Origin of the sequence: Levilactobacillus yonginensis, from assembly GCF_964065165.1 — a bacterium.
Classification (GTDB): domain Bacteria; phylum Bacillota; class Bacilli; order Lactobacillales; family Lactobacillaceae; genus Levilactobacillus; species Levilactobacillus yonginensis_A.
Genome location: NZ_OZ061549.1, coordinates 2,256,289 through 2,272,891, shown reverse-complemented (window position 1 = coordinate 2,272,891; position 16,603 = coordinate 2,256,289). Strand labels below are relative to the sequence as shown.

Genomic DNA, 16,603 nt, shown 5'->3' with positions numbered 1-16,603 from the left:
ATCTAGTAATTAAATCGGAAAACAAATACTATGGAATGTGTTTTTGAACTGAACGTCTGTTAAAAATTATACCAGCCTTCGCTGACCCCTGATTAGGCCACAATCTGTAAACTGGGGCCTTGACAGTCAAAAAATCCCGCCGTCACGGTAAACGTGACGGCGGGATTAATTTATTTGCTGATTGTCCGGATAACCTGATCTGAAATGAGCTGTAAATCGCGCTCATCACCGTGAACTAGGGATGGGACCAAGTGGCTTTGCACCAGATAAACACCAATTTGACCACCGATGATTCGGACCAAACCGGCCGCATCAACGTCAGTTCTCAACTGACCGGTTTGCTTCAACTTATCAAGCATTTCGCTCAGAAAATCGAAATTATTGCTGGAGACAATCTTGCCAAACAGCTGGCGAATCCCCGGATTACTCATCATTTCCATGAACAAAATTTTAATGACTTCGACATTCCCAGCAACAAACTGATAGCGGTCGCTGACGATAAACCGAATCAATTCTGGCAACGTATCAAACTGACTCATTTCAGCAAAAAAGTCGTCACGGTACTTCGGAAAAAAGTTCTCCATGACCGGTCTAACGATTGCTAACAAGAGATCCTGCTTCGTGTGAAAGTACTTGAAGATGGTTGCCTGACTGATACCGGCCTTTTCAGCAATCTGAACGGTAGACGTTCCGTCAAACCCCGTCTCGGAAAAGAGCTCCACGGCGGCCACCAGCGCTGCCTTTTTCCCCTTGGGCATCCTTTCGTGTTCCAGCCAGTCACGGTAGGTGCTGAAAATATTTGATTCCACACCCTTCACCCTTCCTAATTAAAGTCAATGCGGCCATTATACACGTGATTGCCGACCTGACCGCCCACCCCTTACTTAAACTTTCCGGTAGCGACGCAAACCTACCACGTTGAGAATCGTTAAGACGACCAAGAAAACCAGCAATACTAAGATGTTCCAGCCTTCATTGAAGATAGAGGTGCCACGCATAATGATGTCGGTAACAGCATCCCCAGAGTACTTCAATGGGATGATGTAGGAAATATCCTTAACCCAATCGGCCATCGAATCCAACGGAATGATCCCGGAAAAGAAGATTTGGGGAATCACAACCAGTGGAATGAACTGCATCATTTGGAACTCGGAGTTGGCAAACGTCGAGAGTAAGATTCCAAAAGCTAGCGCGACCAGTGCCAGGAGTAAGTTGATCACAACCACGCTGGCTACGTTGCCCACCACTTCAATTCCTAACAACCAAACGGTTACCAATACGATGACGATTGTTTGAATAATCGCTAAAATTCCGTAACTCAACATGTAACCAAAGACAATAGAAGACCGCTTAACGGGTGTGGCCAACAACCGGTCCAGCGTTCCCGTCGTCCGTTCCTTCAACAGCGCCATGCCGGAAATCAGGAAGACGAAGAAGAAGACAAAGAAGCCCATCAAGATTGGGAGCATCTTGGCAAAGTAACCGGTATTCTTATCACCATAAACGTAGTGATTTGTGATCTTAGGCGCCCTCTGACTAGTGCTCTTGGTAGCCATCGTCGTTGACATAGACTTCGTTGATGCTGCTCTCTTAGCAGCCGCTGTAGCCCCCGCCATTCGGGGTGAAGCACTCGTAGCAGCCAGCTGCTTTTGCATAGCCTGTATCTGTGCTTGCAACTTAGCCATGCCAGTCGTGCTCTTCTTCAGGGCAGACTTCAATTGGCTAATACTGGTTGCCGTCACCGCATTCTTGAAGGCCATTTTGACGACTGTCGTCTTACTAGAATCGGTGTTGGCATACGTCAAGTCATAATTGTTGCCATTTTTCTTGATGATGGCATCAATTTTTTCGTCCTGCATCGCTTGCTTTGCATCGGTCTTGGTATCATACGTCTTAACATCGACGTGCTTGATGTCACCCATTTCTTTATTTAGCTTCTGAGTCACGGCAACCGTGCCTACGTTAACGTTCGTGGCCGAGTTGGTATTAAAGATAACACTCATTAACAGCATCACTAAGATGGGGGCAACAAACATCAACGCTAACGTTCGTTTGTCCCGGAATAGTTCCTTCAGCACCCGGTTCATAATTCCAAGCGTTCTCATTATTCAACACCCTCCGCCTTTAAGAATACGTCTTCAATTGTGTTCACCCCGTACTGTTGCTTCAGAGCAACCGGTGTGTCAAAGGCCATGACTTCACCACCCAGTAATAGAGCCACACGGTCCACTAATTCGGCTTCATCCATCACGTGGGTTGTAATCAGAATACTGCGGCCCTCATCACGGATGCTACCAAGTTCCGCCCAGATTTGCCGCCGCAGTGCAGGGTCGATCCCAACTGTTGGTTCATCCAAGATCAGCAATTCTGGATTACCCAGTAGGGCAATAGCTAAAGATAACCGTCGCATCATCCCACCAGAGTAACCCGCAACCCGCTTATCCAAGTCGCCGGTCAAATCAACTACCTGAGCAGCGTGAGCTACCTCTTTCTTCATATCAGCCTTAGCAATGCCCTTCATTAAACCATAAAATTTCAAATTCTCACGACCTGATAGGGCTTCATACAGAGCATCCGTTTGCGCCATATATCCAATTCGTCCTAGCAACTGCCGGTTAGGCATGACGGTATCGAAGACCTTGGCGGAACCGCCACTGGCTACTTCCATTCCTAATGCCACTTTGATGACGGTCGACTTGCCAGCTCCCGAAGGACCAATCAGGCCGATGATCTCACCTTTATTTAAAGTTAAATTGATATCTTTCAAAACAGTTTGATTGCCAAATTTCTTAGCTAAATGGTTAAGTTCAATAATTGCTTGTGTCATCATAATGCCTCCCAAAGCTTGTTGCCTTTTCGGTGAGTGAGTGATTACTTACTTAATAAAGTGAGTATAAACTCACCTTTATCTTTTGTCAACCAGTCTTAGCAAGCCAACTACAGAAATTTTGATTGTGTCCTGAGCAATCGCAATGACGTCGCTGATACAAACCATTCGTTGAAGTCCTTTGGCCTGAACTAACTTAGATAACGCTTAACCACCTTACATTCCGAACCCTAAATTGAACGAAAAAAAGGCCCGGAATCAGCATTCCGAGCCGTAATAGCATTCATCATTTTAGTTGTTGTGGGCCAGACTATGCGCATTGCATAGTCGCACACAATCTCAGTCCCTACAGCTAACCCCCGTTCTGGCAACGGGCAGCATCTAATAGTAAACTTCACCCTTAAAGTGGTGATTCTTCAATTGCTTAGCGATTTTTTTAGAACGGTAGTAATGCGCCGACGTCCAAACACCGGCACCGCCGGCCTGACTCAACACAGCGTGTCGGTCACCCTGGTAAGACTTGGTCATGACCTTGTAGTAATCACCGGCACCCATTCCCTGATTCCAACCGCGAACATTAATCCAAATAGCGTGTCGACGCTTAGTGGTAGTCGCAGAACTCCAAGTCGTGTGCGACTTAAACTTCGTAGCTGTCAGCTTGTGCGCGTGTAGATTGGCCCGATACTTGATGCTCTCACCATCAAAGTAGCTGAGGCCCGCAATCTTTTTCGTGCTAAACGCCAGTTTTTCATACTGGCCACGAGTGTAGTGGTACCAGGTATGCCGATACCGCTGTGGAATTGTCCGCAACGTTGTTTGCGTCTTGGCCTGCGCAGTAGTGGTAGTGGTCGTCGTCCCCCAGACGCCACCGACACCCAATAAAGTGGCCACCACAGCCACACCGATTACTTGTTTTTTCATGAGTCCATCCTCCCAAATCGAGACTGGGTCTACCAATCCCTTTAGGAATCAGTATACGCCACTGATTGAGAAATTAATCATTACATTTTGTCTAATTCTTGCGGCTGTATGGGCTGGTTGACCCAACCAAACAATCCACGTAGGAATGCGAGTGAACGTTCAAACGACAGTGTCGCTAAAATCAAGAAGACTGGTAGAAATTGAATCAAGTAACGACTCCGGCCACCTTCAAAGAGTAATAGAAACATAAAGCCCCCAATTAGACTGAGCCGGAGCATTTGAACCAGTTGTCGGCGGTCACCCCAGGCAAAGAAGATCATGAGTACCCAGACGATCCACCAAACTTGGGCCAAATACCGGAAGTCACCCAAATTTTCACCATACAAATAAACAAAACTACCAAGCGCCCGGGTCAGGCCCGTTCCTTGCGGCTTGGTTCCGTGTTGCATGAAGTGCCCTTCCTTGACCCAGGCAAATGAGCCGTCAGCCGTGTTGTTGCGCTGTTTAGCGACTAAGAATTTCAGGTAACCCCAGAAGCCTCGCTGACGAAGCCGTTGGATGTAGACCTTCTTAGACCAATCTGACCGTGCCTTCTTCGTTGGCAAGGTCACCATCTTAAGGGCGTCCTTAGCGTTATATCCTCCGTGACCCGAAATCCCCATACTGAGGAAGTGAATGGCCGGAATCGCGCGATCCGTGTTGATCTGAATGTAGGTCTGCTGATCCAGTGCATGATTACCAGCCACGTACGTCGTCCCTGCCACACCGCCAGTTAAACCAACCAGCACCAATACCAGAGCGATTCGTTTGCCCGTTGCCCGTTGCCAAGTCTCACGTTTAAACAGTCCCAATAACTCAATCAGGACAATGGCAATCACTCCAACCACTGCAGATGGCTTCATAAAGTAGCCACCAATCGCTGCTAGACCAAAACCCACCGCAGCCAGTAGCTTTACTGACCAGTGAGACTGCGTGTAACGCATGACAAAATAACAGAAGATATAGGCAGACACAAAGGGTAAGACCCAGGCATCCGTATAGGGAATAATGATCATGGGAAACAGGGCTAGCCACCCGGCATGGATGTACATTGCCGTGGGCACCAACCGCCGGTTAATCACCGTCATGCTCAACAGATTGAGCAAGACGGAAAGATCCGTCAGAAGTAACGTCACCGTGTCAAAGAACAACCAGGACGTGGTGTGGAAGTGCTGGGCGAGGCCGTGCTGCCATAGCAAAATCGTCAAGTTATTCGGGTATTGACTGAAGTACGACGTAATATCGGGTGATTTAGGATTTAAAACGGCTTCGTGAATCGCTCCCACATCGAACCCAATTGCCGGATGGACGGCCAGCATGAACGTGATCTGCCAAACGACAACCAGTGCCAAGACGACACTCGCCGTTACCGCTTGATGCGTAATAAATAGCCACTTGAACCCCCGAAATAACGGCCGGTATGCATACAAGCACAGAATAATGCCCACAACCACCATGACCACCCAAGTGGTGACTATCGTGGTTCCACTCCCAGTAAACTGGTTATCACCTAAAATAAAATTCGGCGACGTGATGGCAAAATAAGTCGTTAAACTAAATAAGACGTAAAAAAGGCCGTGAATTAAACGTTGGCCCCAGTTAAAGATTTTTTGATTCATCAGAATTCCTCGAATTAGTCGTCAGTGTGTTGAATACAATAGAACCGTGTAGGTGATTCTCCAATCTCTAAACGCATCAGCGTCGCCTGGCTCTGGGCCAGTGTTTCAGACAATCTTTTATAGAAATAGCGGGTGATATTTTCCAATGAGGGATTGAGCTTATCGAACGGTGGCACTTCGTTCAAAAACTTGCCTGAATAGTTTACCGAGACCTCACGCATGTTGTCTTCAATATCGTTAAACCGGACCAAATGTTTCGTGTCCAATTGAATTTCCATGATAACTTCCCAGGTATGATTATGCTTTTGCCCGGTACCAGATTCCCACCGCATCGCATGACTCGCGTTGATGTAGGACTTCATTTTATACGTATGGATTTCACCCAATCCACTCACTCCCTTTTCTGTCTCTGATCGCGTAACCGCTGAATGTCCCCCTTGAGGACTTGTCCGACCGACTTTGTCTCAGCACCCAACGTGGCCGTATTCCAAGCTCCCGTCATCGACATGGAATTGATGATACCCACTAGCCGAATCCAAGAGATTACAAAATTATAAATTGGCAGGGTCCAGATAACCCAGCTAACACGCCAATAAAAACGCTTTTCATCTGGAAATTTCTGCAACAACTTACCGACACTGATAAAGTTAACCAGCGACACTAAGACGTACAGCAGATAAATCACCAGGTAAGACAGGCCCAATACCACGGGCGAGTACCGAAAGAACAGGAGCACGACACTGGCAAAGAGCCAAATCATCTTCGGAAAGATGAAGGTGTGATCGATCATGATTCGCCGAACCAGAAAATTATGAAAGAACTTTCCAAGCTGGGCATCATGGTGCATGTACTCCCGTGAGACTTCCAGTTCCCCACGCATCCACCGTTGGCGCTGCTTGTAGAGCTGACTCATCCCCGGTGTTGGTTCAATGTAGAAAATAGCGTCGGCACACAACATCACTTTCCGTTTAAGCCGTTCACGCACCTGAAACGTCATATCCGTATCCTCACCCACCGTACTGGTATTGTACATAAACGTAGCCAACAGCGTCTCTTTTCGGAAAGCCGAAAAGGCCCCAGACATGGTGAAAAGTTCGTTATTATTTGATTCAATCGTCCGCCCTGATAAGAAAGCTTGGGCGTATTCAAAGTATTCATTCTTCTGAAGCAACCGCAGCCACCGTCTTTTCGTCCGTTTGATCATTGCCCGCTGAGGCAGAATCGTCCCGGTCATGGCAGCTAACGCCAAGTCATTTTCAAATTGCAGGACCATGTTCATCAACGCATGTTTCTCTAGCACCCCGTCACTGTCAATATTGACAATGTAAGTGCCGATACACTGGTAAATGGCGCCGTTCAGCGCTTTGGCCTTCCCCTGCTCCGTCCGAATCAATTGTAGGTTCAGGTCGAAGTGGTTTTGAGCCGTCGCAAAAGCTTGAAAACTGTCATCCGTACTCTGATTATCCGCAATCACGATTTGCATATTCTTGTTAGGAAATGTCGAATCATTGATCGACTGCAGGCAGGCAAAAAGTGTGTCTTCGGAATTATAGACCGGCACGATTATTGAAATAAACGGCAACTTGGCTGGTAGTGGTAAATCGTGCTGATGCCGACTACGGACAATCAGTCGCACTGCTGAAATTAGGGAGGGAATGATTTCGACAACAATGGGAATCATTGCCCAGGTAATCCAAAACCCCATCTGAAATAGTGTTAAATTTACAAAATAGTCCACGAATAACTAACCTCTCGAAAAGTAGCGTTTGACGTTACGGTACCAGCTCTGTGACAGCTCTGAGTACGTAAAGACGTTATAGTACAACATAATAATTAAGCAGTAGAAGACTAACCGTCCAATAATCGTGTGTGCCGTGAAGAACCAATTAGCCCCACCAAAGTGGACTAAGATCACGACTAATAGTAGGCGAATCACGTTAGCTAGATACACCCACAAAGTGCCCAAGGCCAGATAGAATAACTTTTCCTGCCGACCATAGGTGGGATAAAAGGCTAAGAGGCTAACGAAGGCGGTCGTCTCGATAATCCCCGAACACTCGTAATCGATTGACATGGTTACCGGTCGAATTGCGTTCACAATGTAGACGATTCCGTACTTCGTATGCACACTACTCCAGTGGGTAAGATCACTCACCCAGGCAATACCATTGATAACTGAGTGCGTCAGAAACCAGACCCAATAAGGGTTGCCAACAGCAATGAGAATAAAGAACAGGCCAACACTCCCCACGATAAAGTAATACGCGGAGAGGTGGGCCCGTTTCAATACTGAGATTGCATAGAGCCACCCGATGATACCAAATAACAGGTAGCTGTTCATCTAAGTAGTCCTCTTTTTTCTCGATTTATTTAACTTAACGACCCCGCCGAGAGCAATGGCGAAGCCAATTCCGGCTATGACGACTGGCCCAGTGGAACCACCGGTCACCGTTAGCGTTTGACTACCCAGATTGCTATTAGTCATCTTAAACGTCTGGCTCCCACCGGCTAATTTTAAGTCGGCAATCGGAATCTTGGCTTCCATAACGTCGTTAAAGTTCTGGCCTGTCTTGAATCGGTGAACCATGACCTGAGCACCCGTGGTTGGATCATTGACGCCATCCGTCCGGTTCCAAATATTGACGGATCCAGACTTACTCTTACCAGTGGTGGTCCCCGCGACATTGTTAAATTGCAGATCATAGGTCTTAGAACCGGCTGTTAAGACGTACCCGTAGCCTTGCATTTCGTTGTAACCATTACCTTTTTTGGGCGACATGTTGATATACAGATACAGATTATTCGCATCTGCCAACATGCTCCCTCTTTTAATATTATAGTCATCCCATGGTTCCTTAATGGTCGTCATGGGTTTATCTTGCCAATCATCAAAATTACCATCAATGGTAATCCCCAAGTTATCGCTAGTCGCGTTGTTGGTGTTCGCGCTGGCCACCGTGGTGCTCGCCCCCCACAATAACACCCCAGTTAATAGGGCTGTTACAAATAAAATGGCTTTCCGCACGTTCATTCCTCCTCTGACTCTTGTACCTGTCATTAATCAATAATCCATTAATGGATTTCTACTATATTGTAGCGACTTCCACCTTAAATAACTATCGTTTGTCTATCATATCCGTTGAATTGGCTAAAGAGTTTAGATTGTTTTACATCGATTTCTCATTTACTGAAAGCATGTAGCGCAGTGGCCTAAACCAATAGCCCGTTCCTGCCAACCTGCAGCTACACTTGTTTTACGATTACTGATACTATTACTCAGTTGTAAAACAAGCTTAGCCGATTAAGTAATAAGTGGTGTTAATTATTGCTGGATAGTCATTTTACCATACATGGGTGCAATTGCAAGTTGACCGGAATGTTGGTTTAAGCACATGAACTGGAGGAACCTCCCTACTGTTACTAACGAAATTCAGGTGAGGTTTGTAACTCCCTTTTTCATCAAAACTGGCAAATTAAAAATGCCTCTCCGTGAGCTTACTCAATGCACTCACGAAGTGGCACTTGTTTTCAAGAATTATTTATCCTATTCAAAAATTACTTAATGTTCATAAACTTCACCCTTAAAGTGATGGTTTTTCAGTTGCTTGGCAACCTTCTTGGAACGGTAGTAGTGATCAGACGTCTGAACCAGACCAGAAGCCGCTGATAACGTTGAAATCTTTTTACCATGATACTTCTTGGTACTCGTCTTATAGTAGTCGCCGTAGCCCGCATTCTGCTTCCAGAGTTTAATGTTGATCCAGTGGGCCTTCCGGGCAAAAAGTGTACTCCCAAATACCCAGCTTGAATGCTCCTTATGTTGATAGGAATAAGTATTGGTTGGGTGTAGGCTCGACTTTACTTTCACGTAACCACCCGCATGGGACGTATACTGCCAAGTCTTGGCGGTAAATTTCTGCGTATCGTACTTGCCATGACCTATGTAATGATACCAAGTGTGCCGGTAACGCTGGGGAAAAGTGGTTAGCGACCGCGTCTTAGCTTGCACCGTCGTCGGTGTCGTGACTGCCAGGCCACCGAACGAAACTCCAGCCAATAACATGACGACAAACAACGTCTTTTTCTTCATCATAGAATCCTCCAATTGGTTAATTATCAGGTACAATTCGCAGTATACACCAGCTAGCCATGGGGAGGTAGTCCTCGTCACTGACCCTTTAGCGCCGATAATCAGTTCACTAAACTGGTTGCAAACTTAATCCGCTTCGCTTATCGTTGTTCATAATAGGATCAATACTAACTGAAAGGAGGGCTTCCCTTGAACTATCTCTTACTGCTTCGAGGCATTAACGTGGGCGGCAAGCATCGTGTTCCCATGGCAGATCTTCGAGCTCTGTTAACCGCTGGTGGTTTCACCGACGTTCGCTCATACATTAATAGTGGTAATTTATTCGTCTCCAGTGACCAACCCGCAGCCATTTGTGAGACAATCGTAACTGAAATTTTGACAACTAACTTTGACTTTCCCATCGACTTCCGGTTACTCACACAGTCGGACTTTCTGGCGGACTTGGCCCTCGCACCAGCTTGGTGGGGCGCCGATCCTCAATTGCGACACAACGCCCTGTTTAAGCTTAACTCTTACGAAACGCAATGGGATGACTGGCTCGCTGAGCACCAAACTGCTGACTACGACCGAATTCTGATTACGCCGAATATCATCTTTTGGACGTCAACATTAAAAATTAATTTCAGCCGCTCTTTCTATGCCAAAATCGCTGGGACTGCTTTCTACAAACAGACCAGTGCCCGAAACTACAACACGACCGTCAAACTCAAAAACTTTCTGGAGGCCCCTCATGATTAAACCCGTTATACACGATCAAACCCGCTTAGCACAAAAATCTACTCCCGCTACCAAGGCTGATGCAGCCACCGTAACGGACCTTTTAGACACTTTAAAAGCTAACAGTGACAACTGCGTGGGTATGGCCGCCAATATGATTGGCACTAACTTGCGGATTATTGTGGTGGATATGGGCGTGTTCCCGGTCGCCATGATCAACCCCACCATCACTAAGAAATCCGGTTCGTACGACACTCAGGAAGGTTGCTTGTCTTTAACTGGCGAACGACCGGCGAAACGATTCCAAACGATCGATGTCACGTTTGACAATCAGAATTTCCAACGCCAACATCAGACCTTCACTGGCTTTGTGGCCCAAATCATTCAACACGAGATTGACCACTGCAACGGTATCTTAATCTAAGCTGACGTCGGAAAAAGAGAAACATCCCTGGAATTTGCTGAAATACTAACTAATTTAAAACTGCTGCCACACTGGAATTTGGTGTGACAGCAGTTTTTTGATTTCTGTGGCTGAACGTGCAATTGCGGACAGCTGGTTCTGCTTAACCCCGTTATAACAAGAATTCAGGACCGGAATTCTCGTCCTAACGACGTTAACGCTTGCCAGCTAACCGTCCGCATTTGCACTCTTACTTTCCCCATAGCTGCATCCAGCCCCAGCCAATTAAACACACGTTAAAAATCATGAGCAGGGCCCACAACCACAGATAATCTGTGACCAATACTGGAACGTGGAGCCACCATAAAAAGACCGACATCATCCCGATTACCACCATGTTAATGACTAACCCCAACATTTTAGCTAGTCGGCTTTTTGCCACGCTAGTCACTAAGATGATGAACAACATGCCGCCCACCAATAACACGTCCGGTTGCTCCCAGACCAAGTCTAGGCCCAGGCTAGTCTGCGCGGGTTCTAGCGAAATAATCAGTAGAAAGTACAGACACCCGACGACGTTGAGCAACGGCACAAATACGTACAGCTTCTGCATAGTCGTCACCTCTTCCGCTTCTACCTTGACTATAGAAACCCCCGCATGAGATGTAAACCTGAACGCTGGGACTTGGTTATTTGAAAAAACAAACTGTCGACAGTTTGTAAATCCACTGCTGGTATGCCAAAAGGGGCTAAGATAAAACTAGCAGTTCCCTGCAACGTTTTCACATAGTCGGTCTGAAAGGCTGCCCGAGCATTGGCTGGATAAGGGGCAAACGTCGCCTGCTGGGTGGTCATCAACGTCGACCAGTCAATCTTAGCAGGCTGTTGAATACCACGTCCTTGCAATTGACGAGCAATCAAGACGTTCCGAACGGCGCCTTCTAAAAAGATTTTAGGTTCGCCCCCATAATTCGGGCAGGTTCCCTAAATAGATCATTATCAATAATCAATGCGGTCTTCGTACTACCAGCTGCTTTTAAGGCCGTCGTTAATCCATAAGCCGCTGGGCCACTACCCAACACAATGTAATCAAATTTTTTACTCATTAGTCACCTAGTACTTTCTTCAGCTCTGCTGCAAACATTGGCTTTGGCCGCGCACCGACTAATCGGCTCACAACCTGACCATCTTTCTTGATTAGAAAAGTAGGAATTCCCTGAACATCGAATCGACTGGCAACTTCCTGATCATGATCAACGTTTAGCGACGTGAATCTAACTTTTCCTTGAAACTCATCACTCTCAGACAGACTCTTGAGAATTGGGTCCATCATCTTACAAGGTGGGCACCAGTCGGCTCGAAAGTCGACAACGGTAACGCCCGTATTCGTTTCTTGATCAAAATTTTGATCGTGAATTTCTTGAATCATAATCTGGTACCTCCGCATTTTCGATTGGATAATCCCCACTGGGGTATTTGATGATTGGTCGGCGAACGGCTAAAGAGCATCGAATTGAAGTCACCATCTTCCCGATGGCGACAGCTACAATTCGTTTCGTATTAATTTCAAGGCTAAATGATTACCGCCAATCAAGAACGAAGATTAATATACCCCACGGGGTATTAAAATGCAAACTTTTTTATTTTGGCTGTGACGAATTGTCAAATCAAGTGTAACTTTGTCCCAAAGAAAACTTCAGATGGACTCTTCCAGCCTAAAATCTTGCGTGGTCGGTTATTTAGCACTTCAACGAACTGATAAATATCTTGGTCAGTGAGCTGATCTAAATCGGTTCCCTTGGGGAAGTACTCACGAATAAGGCCATTGGTATTCTCATTGGTTCCCCGTTGCTGGGGCGCATGTGGATCTGGGAAATAGACTGGAATACCAAGTTCTTGACTAACTTCGCGGTATCCTGCGAATTCAGTTCCACGATCCGGCGTAAGCGTACGAACTCGTTTGGGCGTCACAGTATGCAGTAGGTCAATCATAGCTTGCGTGACGTTCTTGGCGTTTACTTTGGAAACTCGTTGAGACAATAAGTACCGTGATTTACGGTCCACCAATGTAACCAAAGCTGAACGCCCAGTTTTACCCCGAACGGTGTCGCCTTCCCAATGGCCGAACCAGCTCCGTTTATTACACGAAACTGGTCGTTCATGAACTGAAAGAACTTCGTTAAACCGACCACGTCGTTCGTTAACCGTTCCTTTGACCTTACGGGTTTTGCCACGGTGGCGCAACTTTCGGGCAAAACCACGAGCACCGTGACTCTTGCGTTTAATCCCTAAATTATCGAGTTTAATTCCGCGATAAATAGTATTGTAACTGATTTGCCATTCGCTATTTTCGTGAACTAAACGGCCTGAGATTTGTTCCGGAGACCATTGGCATTGAACGATGCGGTGAAGGACAAAATCTCGTAGTTTCAAGTCAGCTAAGATCCTAGGACGTCGGCTTTTCAGTCGCCGTCTCTGATAGTTCTCTTGTGCTTTGACAGCTGAATATGCATCACGGCCACCGTTGCGCTTAATTTCGCGTGATACGGTGGCTTTTGAGCAGCCAATTTTCTCCGCAATACCTTGATAAGTATCGTTTAAAGTGACTCCTAACAGTATGCATTCTCGGTCTTTTAAGGTAAGATGATTGTACGGACTCATAGCCTAAGATCTCCTTTAAGTGATTGTTGTGGTGACTTCATTTTACAGGACTCAGGCTATGAGTTCTTTTTTATTTTCTTCTTACTTGTTGCACTTCAATTGTAAATTCGTCGTCTAAAAAAACACCCTACATACATGACGTAGGGTGCCATCAAAGCCTATTTAGTTGCGGTTTGACAGAGATTGTCGATCCACCGAAAAAGTTCAGGCAAATCGTAGTCACCGCTGTGGGGTGTCGCCCACGGTAACTTAAAATCAACATCATAGCCTCGGTTGGCTAATTTCGTGGCTAAAATCATAGGGATAGCAAACGACGTATCCCGGTCCGCTGCTCCGTGACGAATCCGCCAGTGAGGAGCCACGTGACTCTGCTTAGTCATCAAGTACGTTACGGGATTCACTGCGGCAACCAATAACGGGTCAGCCAGCAACGCCGAAACCGTTGAATGGTCCTGCGAAAACTGAGTAAAGTGTCGGGCCGGTGTCAATCGATTGCCAAACAGGTCATTTTCAGGATTACCGAGGTCCAAAGCATCAAAGGCCGGAACACTCTTCATTCGTGTAATGGCCCGTAAGTAACGGGACCAGTCGAGCCCAGTCACCGTACGATTACTTACCGTAATGCCAGCATACTTAGTCACATCGGTTCCAGCAGCTAGTGCCCGCTGGGCGGACATTAAAATTGCGCGCTCAATCTCTTGTTTAAAACTCCCCTCACCGGTTGCATCTAAGGTCAACGGATTACCAGCAATATCTCTGAGTCCCAAGCTATTAAGATACGGCACAAATGCTGCTTTGAGCTCACGCGACAACCCCTGTTCATCCGGCGAAAGTTGGCCGTGAATCGGCGTACAGATTCGCTGATTATTTTCAATGCGAACGCGTTGACGGTGCCACTGGTTGATACCGTTGAATTGCCACTCGTAAGCGGCATCGGCGTGCGCCAGATTGTGCACCGGGCAGTACGCTGAAACTGCAAAAATATCGTCCGTAGCCGGGGCCGCGCCAATTTCTTGTAAGGGCGTCTCAAAGAAATCAGCGTTTCCACTGGCCCCCATCAAGGCTGAGGTCGCCCCACCCGCACTGGTACCATTGGTGATGATGCGATCAGGATTACCCGGAAGCCAGCCCGCATTGTATTTTACGTAGCGCACGGCAGCCTTCATATCTACAATAAAGGCGGGTGCCTTACCCAAATACTCGTTTTGTATGTTCTGCGTCGTCCGTCCTCGTAATCCGGCTGAGACAACGACGTAGCCCCGTTTCAGAGCCTGAAGAATAGTGGTACTCCTACTATACGGCGCTGGATTGCCAGGGAAGTCTCGGGGCCCGGGTAAATACCCCCCGACGGTATTAGGCATGAAGATGGGGGCCGTAACCCGCGTATAGCCATTGATGGCCTGGCCGTTAAAGTAGCCCTCTGGTACGAAAATATTGAGCTTCTGACAGTCATCAACTGGTTGTGCCACGTAGGTTAGATCCTTAAAGGCGCGGTAAGTTACCCGGGTTGTCCCCACGGTCGCCGTTGCTGAGTCGTAATTTTTTTCATTAAACCGTAGTGGATCCGTCATCGTCAGTCCTCCGTTTCAGTTAGTTGATTAACCTTACTGTAGTGGAAAATCATAAGGTGTGCAATTGATTTGCTAGCTGAAATAACGGTCACGACCACCAAGCGGGACAATGACCGGTTAACTAGCCCCTAGCAAATTCACTCGCGTTTACCGTTCTAACTATCCAGAAATAGTTTGTGAATTTACCGAGTCATTTCCGTTGTTGTAAGCGCAACCATCAGTTAGAATGAGGAAAGCATAATTTCACAAGTACATAAATATTGAAATTCTAGTTAATCCATGAAAGCGAGCGATAACCATGCAGAATTTGTCCCGCCACATTTCATTTCCCCGTCTCTTAATTCTGGGAGCCTCCAGTGTTATTGGGAGTAGCTGGATTTACACGAACGGTATCTTCTTCGATAAATACGGGGCTGGGGGCGAAATCTTCGGCTTTGTGCTAGCCACCTTTATCACCGTGCTCGCCTCTCTCTCCTTCGCCGAGCTCTCCTCAATTTTCCCCCGTAGTGGTGGGCCAGTCGTGTACAGTTACCTTGCGTTCGGTAAACGACTGGGTTTTGCGACAGGGTGGGCAATTCTGGGAGCCTACCTGAGTGCCCTCTCCTTCTACGTAACGGCCAGCAGTATGTTACTGGCAACGTTGGTCCCCCAGATATCGGCAGGACCTGGCTACACCATTGCTGGCGCCCACGTGTCACTGATGGAGCTGGCGATTGGTGTGGCCTTCACGCTCTTAATTTTCGCGCTAAATGTCCGGGGCACTAAATTGACGGCGGGCGTGCAAGCGGTCCTGTTCATTGGTCTGGTCATCTTAGGCGGTACCTTGGTGGGCACTGGCTTTACCCAAGGGAGTGTCCACAACTTTTGGCCTGCGTTTAGTACCGGAACGGACCCTTGGGCTAACGTGATTCGTTTTGTACTCCCGGCCATGACGTTTCTGACCGGTTGGGAAGTCGTCACGATTCTGGCAGAGGAAGCGGCTATGCCACCCCGCAAAATTGGAAAAGCAGTCGTGGGCGCCATTTTGTTGGCGGCCAGCTACTACATCGTGGTGCTGCTAGCAAGTGCGTGGGTCTACCCATGGCAGAAAACGGCTAAATTCAGCATGGGCTCCATTAAGGCGTACACGGAGGCGGGGTTCCCACTACTGGGAACGGCGGCCTACCTGATTGCCTTCTTGGGATTGCTAACGAGCTTCATTGGACTGTTCACGGCGGCCCCCCGGCTAATCCTCTCATTATCTCGAGCAGGTTTGTTGCCACAGCAGTTTGCTAGGATTAATGAAAAACACAATACACCGGTAAACGCGACGATTTTGGTACTGGTATTTGCGGTTGGCTTCGGCTGGCTGGGCAAAGGTGCCATGACCTACTTCCTGGATTTAGGGGGCTTCTTCGTAGCAATGGCTTGGGCCATCACGGCAATGGCTCTGTGGCGGATTCGCCGAGATTATCCAACGCTCCACGGGGGCTTTCGACTAAAGCGACTCTGGCCAAGTATGTTGGGTGGGCTGTTAGCGGTGACCATTGCCATCGGCACGCTATACCCGAAGTCGCCAGTTGCCTTAGCCTGGCCAACCGAATACATTATGCTGGCCGTGTGGATTGGGCTGGGATTACTGTTTTACTGGTTGGGACGCAAGGAGCATCAGCCTGCCAATACGGCATTGCACCATTTATTGGGCGATGAAGAATTTAAGCGATTGCGGGACGTGGAGAAGAAATAATTAGAACATTTTTGGACAGATTTGTATGC

19 protein-coding genes are annotated in these 16,603 nt (G+C 47.3%); 3 read left to right on the top strand and 16 right to left on the bottom strand.

The genetic code is table 11. The features are described from left to right. Positions 1–170: 170 nt before the first annotated feature. From AB3Y94_RS10520 to AB3Y94_RS10475, 10 genes are all read right to left on the bottom strand, one after another. A complete protein-coding gene (locus AB3Y94_RS10520) occupies positions 171–809 on the bottom strand; it encodes a TetR/AcrR family transcriptional regulator (protein ID WP_367296179.1) in 639 nt (212 codons plus the stop codon). Between the two features lie 75 nt (positions 810–884). Continuing rightward, positions 885–2,105, bottom strand: coding sequence for an ABC transporter permease (locus AB3Y94_RS10515; RefSeq protein WP_367296178.1), 1,221 nt, complete (start codon positions 2,103–2,105; stop codon positions 885–887). Continuing rightward, positions 2,105–2,827 carry an ABC transporter ATP-binding protein gene (locus AB3Y94_RS10510; RefSeq protein ID WP_367296177.1) on the bottom strand — a complete coding sequence of 241 codons (723 nt, stop codon included), beginning with the start codon at positions 2,825–2,827 and terminating at the stop codon, positions 2,105–2,107. Before AB3Y94_RS10510 ends, AB3Y94_RS10515 begins: the two co-directional genes overlap by 1 nt. Positions 2,828–3,208: 381 nt before the next feature. Then, positions 3,209–3,748, bottom strand: coding sequence for a hypothetical protein (locus tag AB3Y94_RS10505; RefSeq protein ID WP_367296176.1), 540 nt, complete (start codon positions 3,746–3,748; stop codon positions 3,209–3,211). A gap of 80 nt (positions 3,749–3,828) precedes the next feature. Further along, positions 3,829–5,406, bottom strand: coding sequence for a TIGR03766 family XrtG-associated glycosyltransferase (locus tag AB3Y94_RS10500; protein WP_367296175.1), 1,578 nt, complete (start codon positions 5,404–5,406; stop codon positions 3,829–3,831). A 14-nt stretch (positions 5,407–5,420) separates the two neighbouring features. Next, a complete protein-coding gene (locus AB3Y94_RS10495; protein ID WP_367296174.1) occupies positions 5,421–5,801 on the bottom strand; it encodes a 6-carboxytetrahydropterin synthase in 381 nt (126 codons plus the stop codon). After that, on the bottom strand, positions 5,798–7,111 hold the full coding sequence (locus tag AB3Y94_RS10490; protein ID WP_367296173.1) for a TIGR03111 family XrtG-associated glycosyltransferase: 1,314 nt from the start codon (positions 7,109–7,111) through the stop codon (positions 5,798–5,800). The genes AB3Y94_RS10495 and AB3Y94_RS10490 overlap by 4 nt, the downstream gene beginning before the upstream one ends. A gap of 39 nt (positions 7,112–7,150) precedes the next feature. Continuing rightward, complete coding sequence (gene xrtG, locus AB3Y94_RS10485) at positions 7,151–7,747, bottom strand: exosortase family protein XrtG (protein ID WP_367296172.1); 597 nt, start codon at positions 7,745–7,747, stop codon at positions 7,151–7,153. Next, positions 7,748–8,431, bottom strand: coding sequence for a Firmicu-CTERM sorting domain-containing protein (locus AB3Y94_RS10480; protein WP_367296171.1), 684 nt, complete (start codon positions 8,429–8,431; stop codon positions 7,748–7,750). Positions 8,432–8,965: 534 nt separating this feature from the next. Then, complete coding sequence (locus tag AB3Y94_RS10475) at positions 8,966–9,499, bottom strand: hypothetical protein (RefSeq protein ID WP_367296170.1); 534 nt, start codon at positions 9,497–9,499, stop codon at positions 8,966–8,968. A gap of 186 nt (positions 9,500–9,685) precedes the next feature. On the opposite strand from AB3Y94_RS10475, the gene AB3Y94_RS10470 reads away from it, so the two are divergent. Together AB3Y94_RS10470 and AB3Y94_RS10465 are read left to right on the top strand one after the other, a co-directional pair. Further along, on the top strand, positions 9,686–10,234 hold the full coding sequence (locus tag AB3Y94_RS10470) for a DUF1697 domain-containing protein (protein ID WP_367296169.1): 549 nt from the start codon (positions 9,686–9,688) through the stop codon (positions 10,232–10,234). Further along, on the top strand, positions 10,227–10,637 hold the full coding sequence (locus AB3Y94_RS10465) for a peptide deformylase (protein WP_367296168.1): 411 nt from the start codon (positions 10,227–10,229) through the stop codon (positions 10,635–10,637). Before AB3Y94_RS10470 ends, AB3Y94_RS10465 begins: the two co-directional genes overlap by 8 nt. Positions 10,638–10,866: 229 nt before the next feature. On the opposite strand, the gene AB3Y94_RS10460 is transcribed toward AB3Y94_RS10465, so the two are convergent. The 6 genes from AB3Y94_RS10460 to AB3Y94_RS10435 form a co-directional block, all read right to left on the bottom strand. Further along, the gene (locus tag AB3Y94_RS10460) at positions 10,867–11,229 is read right to left on the bottom strand and encodes a hypothetical protein (RefSeq protein WP_367296167.1); all 363 of its coding nucleotides are present in this window, start codon (positions 11,227–11,229) and stop codon (positions 10,867–10,869) included. A gap of 29 nt (positions 11,230–11,258) precedes the next feature. Next, positions 11,259–11,537: a hypothetical protein gene (locus tag AB3Y94_RS10455; protein ID WP_367296166.1), complete on the bottom strand. Its 279-nt coding sequence runs from the start codon at positions 11,535–11,537 to the stop codon at positions 11,259–11,261. 20 nt (positions 11,538–11,557) lie between these two features. Beyond that, entirely contained in the window at positions 11,558–11,722 is a 165-nt protein-coding gene (locus AB3Y94_RS10450; RefSeq protein WP_367296165.1) for a hypothetical protein, read from the bottom strand. Continuing rightward, positions 11,722–12,045 (bottom strand): thioredoxin family protein, encoded by a 324-nt coding sequence (locus AB3Y94_RS10445; protein ID WP_367296164.1) that lies wholly within the window; start codon positions 12,043–12,045, stop codon positions 11,722–11,724. Before AB3Y94_RS10445 ends, AB3Y94_RS10450 begins: the two co-directional genes overlap by 1 nt. A 233-nt stretch (positions 12,046–12,278) precedes the next feature. Then, complete coding sequence (locus AB3Y94_RS10440) at positions 12,279–13,277, bottom strand: IS30 family transposase (RefSeq protein ID WP_367294841.1); 999 nt, start codon at positions 13,275–13,277, stop codon at positions 12,279–12,281. 158 nt (positions 13,278–13,435) lie between these two features. Continuing rightward, positions 13,436–14,848: a subtype B tannase gene (locus AB3Y94_RS10435; RefSeq protein ID WP_367296163.1), complete on the bottom strand. Its 1,413-nt coding sequence runs from the start codon at positions 14,846–14,848 to the stop codon at positions 13,436–13,438. Between the two features lie 298 nt (positions 14,849–15,146). Between AB3Y94_RS10435 and AB3Y94_RS10430 the strand changes: the two genes are divergently transcribed. Beyond that, a complete protein-coding gene (locus AB3Y94_RS10430) occupies positions 15,147–16,574 on the top strand; it encodes an APC family permease (protein ID WP_367296162.1) in 1,428 nt (475 codons plus the stop codon). The last annotated feature ends 29 nt before the right edge of the window (positions 16,575–16,603 follow it).